Source organism: Microcoleus sp. B6-A1 (assembly GCF_036705085.1).
Classification (GTDB): domain Bacteria; phylum Cyanobacteriota; class Cyanobacteriia; order Cyanobacteriales; family Microcoleaceae; genus Microcoleus.
The window spans coordinates 105,996-115,196 of sequence record NZ_JAUBTU010000010.1 but is presented as its reverse complement, the minus strand read 5'-3'; the positions used below and the strand labels follow the sequence as shown (position 1 = coordinate 115,196).

Annotated in this window: 8 protein-coding genes; 6 read left to right on the top strand and 2 right to left on the bottom strand. The window is 47.0% G+C overall.

Annotated features, from left to right (window positions below):
- The first annotated feature begins 295 nt into the window (after nt 1–295).
- Nucleotides 296–1,651, top strand: coding sequence for a carboxyl-terminal processing protease CtpC (ctpC, locus tag QUB11_RS05865; RefSeq protein WP_333199733.1), 1,356 nt, complete (start codon nt 296–298; stop codon nt 1,649–1,651).
- Nucleotides 1,652–1,764: 113 nt separating this feature from the next.
- Here ctpC and QUB11_RS05860 read toward each other — a convergent pair whose 3' ends face one another.
- Nucleotides 1,765–1,977, bottom strand: a complete 213-nt coding sequence (locus tag QUB11_RS05860) for a DDE transposase family protein (RefSeq protein ID WP_333199731.1) — start codon at nt 1,975–1,977, stop codon at nt 1,765–1,767.
- Between the two features lie 301 nt (nt 1,978–2,278).
- Between QUB11_RS05860 and QUB11_RS05855 the strand changes: the two genes are divergently transcribed.
- Nucleotides 2,279–5,023 (top strand): heavy metal translocating P-type ATPase, encoded by a 2,745-nt coding sequence (locus tag QUB11_RS05855; RefSeq protein WP_333199729.1) that lies wholly within the window; start codon nt 2,279–2,281, stop codon nt 5,021–5,023.
- Between the two features lie 86 nt (nt 5,024–5,109).
- On the opposite strand, the gene QUB11_RS05850 is transcribed toward QUB11_RS05855, so the two are convergent.
- Nucleotides 5,110–5,457, bottom strand: a complete 348-nt coding sequence (locus QUB11_RS05850) for a hypothetical protein (RefSeq protein ID WP_190659999.1) — start codon at nt 5,455–5,457, stop codon at nt 5,110–5,112.
- Between the two features lie 105 nt (nt 5,458–5,562).
- On the opposite strand from QUB11_RS05850, the gene tmk reads away from it, so the two are divergent.
- The 4 genes from tmk (at nt 5,563) to QUB11_RS05830 (ending at nt 9,053) form a co-directional block, all read left to right on the top strand.
- Nucleotides 5,563–6,231 (top strand): dTMP kinase, encoded by a 669-nt coding sequence (tmk, locus tag QUB11_RS05845; protein ID WP_333390000.1) that lies wholly within the window; start codon nt 5,563–5,565, stop codon nt 6,229–6,231.
- A gap of 288 nt (nt 6,232–6,519) precedes the next feature.
- The gene (locus tag QUB11_RS05840; RefSeq protein WP_333199725.1) at nt 6,520–7,482 is read left to right on the top strand and encodes a DNA polymerase III subunit delta'; all 963 of its coding nucleotides are present in this window, start codon (nt 6,520–6,522) and stop codon (nt 7,480–7,482) included.
- A gap of 39 nt (nt 7,483–7,521) precedes the next feature.
- On the top strand, nt 7,522–7,995 hold the full coding sequence (msrA, locus tag QUB11_RS05835) for a peptide-methionine (S)-S-oxide reductase MsrA (protein WP_333199879.1): 474 nt from the start codon (nt 7,522–7,524) through the stop codon (nt 7,993–7,995).
- A gap of 221 nt (nt 7,996–8,216) precedes the next feature.
- Nucleotides 8,217–9,053 (top strand): metallophosphoesterase, encoded by an 837-nt coding sequence (locus tag QUB11_RS05830; protein WP_333199723.1) that lies wholly within the window; start codon nt 8,217–8,219, stop codon nt 9,051–9,053.
- Nucleotides 9,054–9,201 lie beyond the last annotated feature (148 nt).

Sequence of the window (9,201 nt, the reverse complement as noted above, 5' to 3'; positions counted from 1 at the left end):
GCATCTTGCCTGTGGCGGGCTCTTCGGCCCACCCCACAAGAGTTTGTTGTGGCACAGGCATCTTGCCTGTGGCGGGCTCTTCGGCCCACCCCACAAGAGTTTGTTGTGGCACAGGCATCTTGCCTGTGGCGGGCAAGATGCCGAGTTTTTTGTGGCACAGGCATCTTGCCTGTGGCGAAAGGGAACAAAACTCGGCAAAGTTGAATAATATATGTACGCCAACTACGACCGGGCCTTGCCTGTGTTAGATTGAGCGTAATTATTCTGAACTCTTTTCCTCCCGCGCGTCAGACAAATGGTTATAACAAAACGAGGGCTTGTTCTAAGTGCAGCAGCAGTGGTACTCACTGCTGTAACTCTTGCGAACACTGGTTGCAGTTCTAAATCTCTGGCTTCTTTTAGGGGAAGCCCTAAAGAGTTGGTTGATGAAGTTTGGCAAATTATTGACAAAAGTTATGTAGATGGCACTTTTAACCAGGTTGACTGGAAAGCGGTGCGGAATGATTATTTGAACCGGACTTATACCAGCGACGACGAAGCTTACAAAGCAATTCGGGAAATGTTGAAGAAGCTGGATGATCCTTATACGCGGTTTATGGACCCTCAAGAGTTCAGAAATATGCAGGTTGAAACTTCTGGGGAACTGACAGGAGTTGGGATTCAGTTGACTCAAGATGAGGAAACTAAGAAGTTGGTGGTGATTTCGCCGATCGAAGATACCCCTGCTTTTAGTGCTGGTATTCTGGCAAAAGATATCATTACTAAGATTGACGGCAAGAGCACAGAAGGCATGGATACGAATCAAGCAGTAAGTTTGATTCGCGGTCAGGTGAATACTGAGGTGACGCTGACGATTTTGCGGGGAAGCAAAGAATTAGAATTTAAGCTGAAACGCGCTAAAATTGAAATTCATCCTGTGCGGAAGTCGGTGCAGAAAACTCCCATCGGAGAAGTCGGCTATATTCGCTTAAATCAGTTCAGTGCGAATGCTGCATCGGAAATGCGATCGGCAATTAAGGATTTGGAACAGAAAAAGGTAACGGGCTATATTTTAGACTTGCGTTCCAATCCCGGCGGGTTGCTGTACGGAAGTATTGAAATTGCTCGGATGTGGCTCAAAGAAGGTACGATCGTCTCGACGGTCGATCGAGTCGGTGAAGCCGATAAACAAACGGCAAACAAGGCAGCAATCACAGACAAACCGTTAGTTATACTGGTAGACGGCGGTTCAGCAAGTGCTAGCGAGATTCTATCCGGTGCTTTGCAAGACAACAAACGCGCGGTTTTGGTGGGAACAAAGACGTTTGGTAAAGGTTTAGTTCAGTCAGTACGCGGCGTGGGAAATGGTGCCGGTTTAGCGGTGACAATTGCCAAGTATTTTACTCCCAACGGCACTGATATCAACCACGCCGGGATTGAACCGGATTTCAAGGTAGAACTCACCGACGCTCAAAAACAGGAATTGAGGCGCGATCGCGATAAAATTGCTACGACGGCCGATCCGCAATACGCGAAAGCTATGGAAGTTTTGACAAAGCAAGTTACTGGTAAAACAGGGAACAATAAGGCGGAGGCGAAACCGAATGCTGCGCCAGCTAAGCCGACGGCGGCGCAGGCAAAACCGAGTGTGGCACCGGCTAAATCCAAGTAGTTTTTAGTCACAAAAACTTCAGTAAAGAAGGACTAAAGTCCTCACTACGAACCAGGTTTGTAGTGAGGACTTTAGTCCTTCTTATCTTCAATCTAAAATCTAAAATCTAAAATCTAAAATTTGGTTGGTTGGCATTTGCCGGCGCGAATTAAACCGATGCGGCGGGCGATGGCATCTTCGGCCGAATCGTAAGGGCCCCACTTTTCAATAATACTGGGGTTTTGTTCTTCGAGTTGCGCGATCGTCTGCGAGGGCTCCGCCAACGGCAAAATTTCGCAATTACCGGCAGGACGTTTGATAATATAAAATTTGGGTGTTTCTGTCATAGCTAAATTCGTCAAATAAAAGCTGGATACTAACTAGGCAATTGGCTCATTATATCAAATAGGGAAACGGCACTGCCGTGTCCAAACCGTGTCTTAGCATTAAACTCGCATTCCGACAGTAGTTGAAATGCCTGCCGGACTAAGGATTTAACAGCCGGGAACTAATAAGAATTAAAAAAAACTAACACTTTTGGAAGATGCCACAATATTTATCTATGATAAAAATATAGACATTTGTCTAAACAGTGCATTAAATCCTTTCAGAACTACCCAAATATTCTAATCAATACCAAAAAAAACCATGCAATTTTTGCCCAAAACAATCCCCGAAATTCAACCAGAAATCCTACCAGTTAACGAATCACCGCCAGAACTTGTTACTTTCGATGTCGGCGGGATGAAATGTGCCGGCTGCGCTAAAGCTGTGGAACGCCAACTCATGCAGTATTCAGGCGTGATTTCAGCTTGCGTTAACTTGGCGGTAGAAGTCGCGACGGTTGAGTGTCAACCGGGGGCTGTGGATGCAGAGGCTTTAGCGAAAAAGTTGACTGATAATGGATTTCCCTCTCAGTCTCGTTTAGGGGAAAATCAGCGGGAAGCAGAAGCGGCAACAATTGAACGACGGCGACAAGAAATTCGACAGCAAATCAAGCAATTGACGATCGCCCTTATCCTAATTATTTTATCCGGTTTAGGTCACGTACTCGGCACAAAAGCCCCAATTCTCAGCAATATTTGGTTTCACTGGGGACTCGCCACCCTAGCTTTACTGCTACCGGGCCGCCCGATTATCCTTGACGGGTGCCGCAGTTTGTGGCGAAATGCACCGAACATGAATACTTTGGTAGCTTTAGGCGCTGTTACAGCTTACACCGCTAGCAACGCGGCGCTGCTGTTTCCACGAATGGGATGGGAGTGCTTTTTTGACGAACCGGTGATGCTGCTGGGCTTTATTTTGTTGGGCAAAACTCTCGAACAGCAAGCCAGACGGCGCGCTGCATCAGCTTTGCAAGCTTTAATCGCATTGCAACCGGCGAAAGCCCGCTTAGTTGATTTTAAACTCCCGAGTTTAGATTTGCGATCGGAAGAATTGCCTTTAGACTCGACATCTGCGGTCTACGATCCACAATACATTGAAATTCCCGCCGATCGCGTCCGAGTCGGAGAATGGCTGCAAGTTTTGCCAGGGGAAAAAATACCGGTAGACGGTGAAGTCTGCGAAGGCAAAACAACGATAGATGAGTCGATGCTGACTGGCGAATCAATGCCGGTTTTGAAGCAACCAGGAGATACAGTTGCCGCCGGAACTATCAATAAATCCGGGGCAGTTGTGATGCGGGCAACTCGCACCGGTAAAGAAACAACTGTAGCTCAAATGGTGGCTTTGGTGCAGGCAGCCCAAACTCGCAAAGCGCCGATTCAAAATTTAGCTGATACTGTGGCGGGATATTTTGTGTATGGGGTAATGGCGATATCGGTTTTAACTTTCCTATTTTGGTATTTTGCCGGGACTCATATTTGGCCTTCTGTGCTTTTAGGACACGGGGTAATGGATATGGGACACGGGGCAATGAATATGGGAAATGAATTGCCAATTATCCATTATCAATCGCCTTTGCTGTTAAGTTTGAAATTGGCGATCGCAGTTTTAGTGATTGCTTGTCCTTGCGCTTTGGGACTGGCTACCCCAACTGCAATTTTAGTCGGTTCTGGCATCGGGGCGGAGCGCGGGCTTTTAATTCGCGGTGGTGATGTTTTAGAACGGGTGCATCAATTAGATACGGTGGTTTTTGACAAGACTGGCACTCTGACAACCGGAAATCTCACACTCACTGATTATTTGCCGATTTTCCAGAATTCCGAGTGGGATTTGAACTCGGATATTAATGTGGGGAACAGGCAAGATGCCTGTTCCACAATTGATGGGGTTTCTGGCAACAGGCAAGATGTTTGTTCCACAATTGATGGGGTTTCTGGTAACAAACAAGATGTTTGTTCCACAATTGATGGGGTTTCTGGCAACAGGCAAGATGCCTGTTCCACAATTGATGGGGTTTCTGGTAACAGGCAAGATGCCTGTTCCACAATTGATGGGGTTTCTGGCAACAGGCAAGATGCCTGTTCCACAATTGATGGGGTTTCTGGCAACAGGCAAGATGCCTGTTCCACAATTGACTCAAAACTGCTGCAAATTGCGGCGGCGGTGGAAAGGGGCGCTTGTCATCCCATCGCTGCAGCGATTTTGCTGGAAGCTCAACAGCAAGGTTTGCCGCTGCTAGCTGCTGAGGATTTCTGCACGGAACCGGGCTTCGGGGTTTCTGCTTTGGTGGAGGGCCGGCGGGTGTTCGCGGGGAATGCTGAGTGGATGAAGGAGCAGGGGGTCGCTGTGGCGACGGAATTGTCGGGGTCTTTGCAAGGCAAAACGGCGGTTTACGTGGCTTCTGGGGGTGTTTTGCTGGGGGTAATCGGGCTAAAAGATACTCTGAGACCGGATGCTAAGGCGGCGGTGGAACGTTTGCGGGGCATGGGATTGCGGGTGATGATGCTGACGGGGGATACGCCGTCTGCGGCGGCGGCGACGGCGCAGCAGCTAGATTTGACGGCGGCTGATGTTTTGGCTGGGGTGCGGCCGGAGGGGAAGGCGAGGGCGATCGCGACTTTGCAAGCCCAAGGCTGTAAAGTGGCTGTGGTGGGGGATGGTATCAATGACGCCCCGGCTTTGGCTCAAGCTGATGTCGGTATTGGTTTGCACTGTGGCACTGATGTCGCAGTTGAGACAGCTCAAATTGTGCTGATGCGAAATGCTTTGATGGATGTTGTTGAGTCGATCGAGCTGGGGCGCGCTACTTTCAACAAAATTCGCCAAAATTTATTTTGGGCTTTTGGTTACAATACTCTGGGAATTCCGGTTGCAGCGGGTATCTTGCTGCCTGCAACGGGAATTCTACTCAGTCCTGCGGCTGCTGGGGCATTTATGGCGTTTAGTTCTGTTAGCGTGGTTACAAATTCTTTGTTTTTGCGCCGGGGATTTCGAGCTTCAATTTAGGGATGACCAATAAAAGTACGAGGTCATTGGTCATTAGCCACAAACTAATGACTAATGACTGAGGACTAATGACTAATGACTGATGGCTACAGTGCCATACTTTCCAAAAGTCGCCAATTATTGTTGTTCATAATTGAACGACTCACTAGCTCGAACATTTGACGGCAGTGGTTGTTGGTTTGCAGGGGCAGTTCTTCGTTTTTAATCACGAAGTTCATGCGAACCTCTGAGTCGCTGGCCGTGTTTTTCTCAATTAGGACTTCTGCGGTGACAAGTTTGGCAATCGAAACTTGACCTGGGAGCTCGCGAGCCATGACGGAATCTCCTGTATTGTAGATAATATCAAGATTGCATGACTCTAAAATTTCAATCAGGGATTGACGGAGACGGTCGATCGGAACGGCAACGATAAAAAAACCAGTATAGCGAGCCATAGACAACTCCAGCCGTGAGGCATTTAGACTTTATTATCATACCGAACCTAGAACAGATTCACAGAACAATATAGATTTATTTTATTGAAATGGGAAGTTAGGGCAATGAAGGGCAAACTTATCGTGTTTGAGGGGGTTGAAGGTGCGGGTAAAACTACGCAAATGCAGCGGCTGATACAGTTCCTGCAAATAAGTTACTTTCTCACAGTCCGCTTCGTGGCTACTCGCGAACCGGGGGGTACTGACCTGGGAAGGGGACTGCGACATTTGCTGCTGAAACAAGATGGGGGCGAATCTGTATCCGACCGAGCAGAATTACTCATGTACGCGGCCGATCGCGCTCAACACGTCGAAACTTTTCTCAAACCCGAGTTATCGAAGGGAACGATTGTTTTATGCGATCGCTTTACTGACTCTACGATCGCTTATCAGGGCTACGGCCGCAGTCTTAACTTAAATTTAATTAAGCAGTTGAATGACATTGCCACCGGCGGCTTGGAAAGCGATCTGACTTTGTGGCTGGATATTAATGTGGAGGAGGGTTTGGCGAGGGTAAGGGATCGGGGAGGGTGCGATCGGATCGAGCAAGCTGATTTGAAGTTTCACCGCCTTGTGCAGCAAGGTTTTGCAGAGTTAGCCGAGGCAAATAAATCTCGAATTGTTCGCATAAATGCCGATCGCCCTGAATATGAAGTCGCTCAGGAAATTCAAACTATTGTAACTCGCAGGTTAGAAGCTTGGGGATATTTAAATAATATCAATTCTGAAAAGTAAGCTTACATAGATAGCCAGAAACCTGGTTTTTTACGAAATATTTGCTAAAAATCCTCAACATCGAGGAAAAACCCGGTTTCTTCGTTGTAACTAACTCACCATAGGGTAGCGGGGCAAAATTCTTGAATAGGTAGTCATTACATTCGGCGCCTCTGACGCACCCTACAATAACTTCCTTCTGTCAACTGAATACTGTCAACTGTCAACCCTTCGACTGCGCTCTTCGGGCAAGCTGTCAACTGTCAACTGTCAACTGTCAACTGTCAACTGTCAACTGTCAACTGTCACATGAATTATTTTACATCATTAATCGGACAAGAGCGACCAGTAGAATTGCTAACTCAAGCAGTCGAGCGAAACCGAATTGCTCCTGGTTATTTATTTGTCGGGTCTAACGGCATCGGCAAAAGTTTAGCGGCTCAGTGTTTCATCGAGCTTTTATTCTCAGCAAATATTCCCGAAACCCGACTAATAGCCTCCGTGCAAAATCGCGTGAGGCAGCGAAATCATCCAGACTTACTCTGGGTAGAACCAACTTATATGAACCAAGGCAAACGGCTTACGCCAAAGGAAGCAGAGGAAGCGGGTTTAAAGCGGAAAGCACCACCACAAATTCGCTTAGAACAAGTTCGAGAAATCGGTGATTTTCTCAGCAGACCGCCGCTAGAAGCTGCGCGTTCAGTCGTAGTTTTGGAACAAGCAGAAACAATGGGCGAGGGAGCCGCTAACGGCTTGTTGAAAACATTGGAAGAACCGGGTAAAGCAGCGCTAATTTTAATTGCTCCGACAGTGGAAGTTTTGCTGCCGACTTTAATTTCCCGTTGTCAAAAAATCCAGTTTTCTCGGCTGAATCCCGAAGCAATGGCACAAGTTTTGCAGCAAGCCGGATTCGCAGAGATTTTATCCCATCCCGAGGTACTGGGGATGGCTCAGGGCAGTCCTGGGGAGGCGATTTCTATTTGGCAGCAACTGCAATCAATACCCGATGATTTGCTGCAAAAGGTGAAGCAGTTGCCTCAAAATCTGCGGTCTGCTTTGGAATTGGCAAAGGAAATTGATAAAACTTTAGATACTGAATCTCAGTTGTGGTTAATCGATTATTTACAGCACTGTTACTGGCAACAATTTTTGGCAGGGGGAATTAGTCGATCGCCCTTAGAACCCTTGGAAAAAGCGCGACAATATTTGTTAAACTACGTACAGCCGCGATTGGTCTGGGAATGCACACTAATGGGAATATGTCAAGCATAATTTAGTGCCAAGTTTTATCCCAATACGATGAGTAACACAATGGAAAAAGCCACATTTGCCGCCGGTTGTTTTTGGGGAGTTGAACACAAGTTTCGCGCCGTTGCGGGTGTCGTCTCGACTGCTGCGGGCTACACGGGAGGTCACTGGCCCAATCCCTGCTACCTAGACGTTTGCGCCAGAGTCACTGGTCACGCTGAATCTGTGCTGATAGAGTACGATCGATCGCAGGTGAGTTACGAAGCACTGCTAGATGTATTCTGGAACTGTCACGATCCAACCCAAATCAATCGCCAAGGCCCCGACAGAGGCGAACAGTACAGGTCTGTGATCTTTTATCATAATTCCGAACAAGAAAAAGCCGCTCGCCTCTCCAAACAAAAATTGCAAACTTCCGGTAAATACGACAAAGATATTGCCACCGAAATCAAACCTGCTGGTGAATTTTATATGGCAGAGGATTACCACCAGCAATATATTGAGAAGAAGCGACATTCGTCAAAAGTGATTAGTTAACAAGTAGGCAGACGCGACAAAAAAATAAACGATATTAACAGCGGTTAAGACAATGATCTATACTAGCCGCCAGTTTATTATTAATGCAAAACCCAGCCTCCCCCCAGCCATGTTTATTTCCACTTACTTAGTAATAAATAATATCGTTTCTGGTTGCAACCGGAAACGATATTATTTGCTAAGCTAGAGGTGGCGCTCTGTCATCAATAAACTTTAGATTTATGCACAGGTTATTAACGGGAAAACTTCGAGTAGAGTATTTAACAATACCCATCGCCAATCTTCCAGCAAATCTATCCGGTACTAAAATTGTACAGCTTACTGACTTTCACTATGACGGGGTGCGGCTGTCGGAATGGTTGCTAGAAGAGGCGATAGCTGCAGCCAATGAAGCAGAACCAGACCTGATTTTTTTAACTGGTGACTTTATTAGTTATGACCCCGCACCTATTTACGGCTTAGTGCAGCGATTGAAAAATTTGCAAAGTCGAGCAGGAATTTACGCGGTTTTGGGCAATCATGACCACTATTGGCCGAACGCAAAAAGAGAGGTTACTAATGCTTTAAATAGCGTCGAAATTCGGGTTTTGTACAACGAAGCAGTCTATCCTTTGGGGTCAGAATTGGCTTTAGTTGGGTTGGCCGATTTTTGGTCGGGCGATTTTGCGCCTGAACCTGTAATGGCATCAATAAATTCCGCGATTCCTCGGATTGTCTTGTCTCACAATCCTGATACTGCTGAAAATCTGCAAAATTGGCGGATTGATTTGCAGTTGTCTGGGCACACTCACGGGGGTCAAATCGTTATTCCTGGTATCGGCCCTTTGTACGCTTGGGTCAGAAAAATTGGCTATTTGATCCCTAAACGAATCCGAAAGTTCATTCCTTTTGTCTCGGCTTGCGATCGAGTAGTTACTCACTGGGAATGGGCTAGCGGTTTGCATCAGGTGGGGAGTAATTTGCTGTACGTGAATCGGGGTTTGGGAACTTATGCGCCCGGGAGGCTATTTTGTCCGCCGGAGGTGACAGTAATTACTTTGGTTTGTCAACACCCGTAAGGGCGGTTTAGGGTGCACACTTTCCCGATAATAGATAATATAGCCCCAGGAAAAAGGAAGTTCGGCAACGGATTATGTAACGGATGTAACGGATGTAACGGATGTAATGGATGTCAGTCCGAGGGAAGAGGGAAGAGGGAAGAAGGAA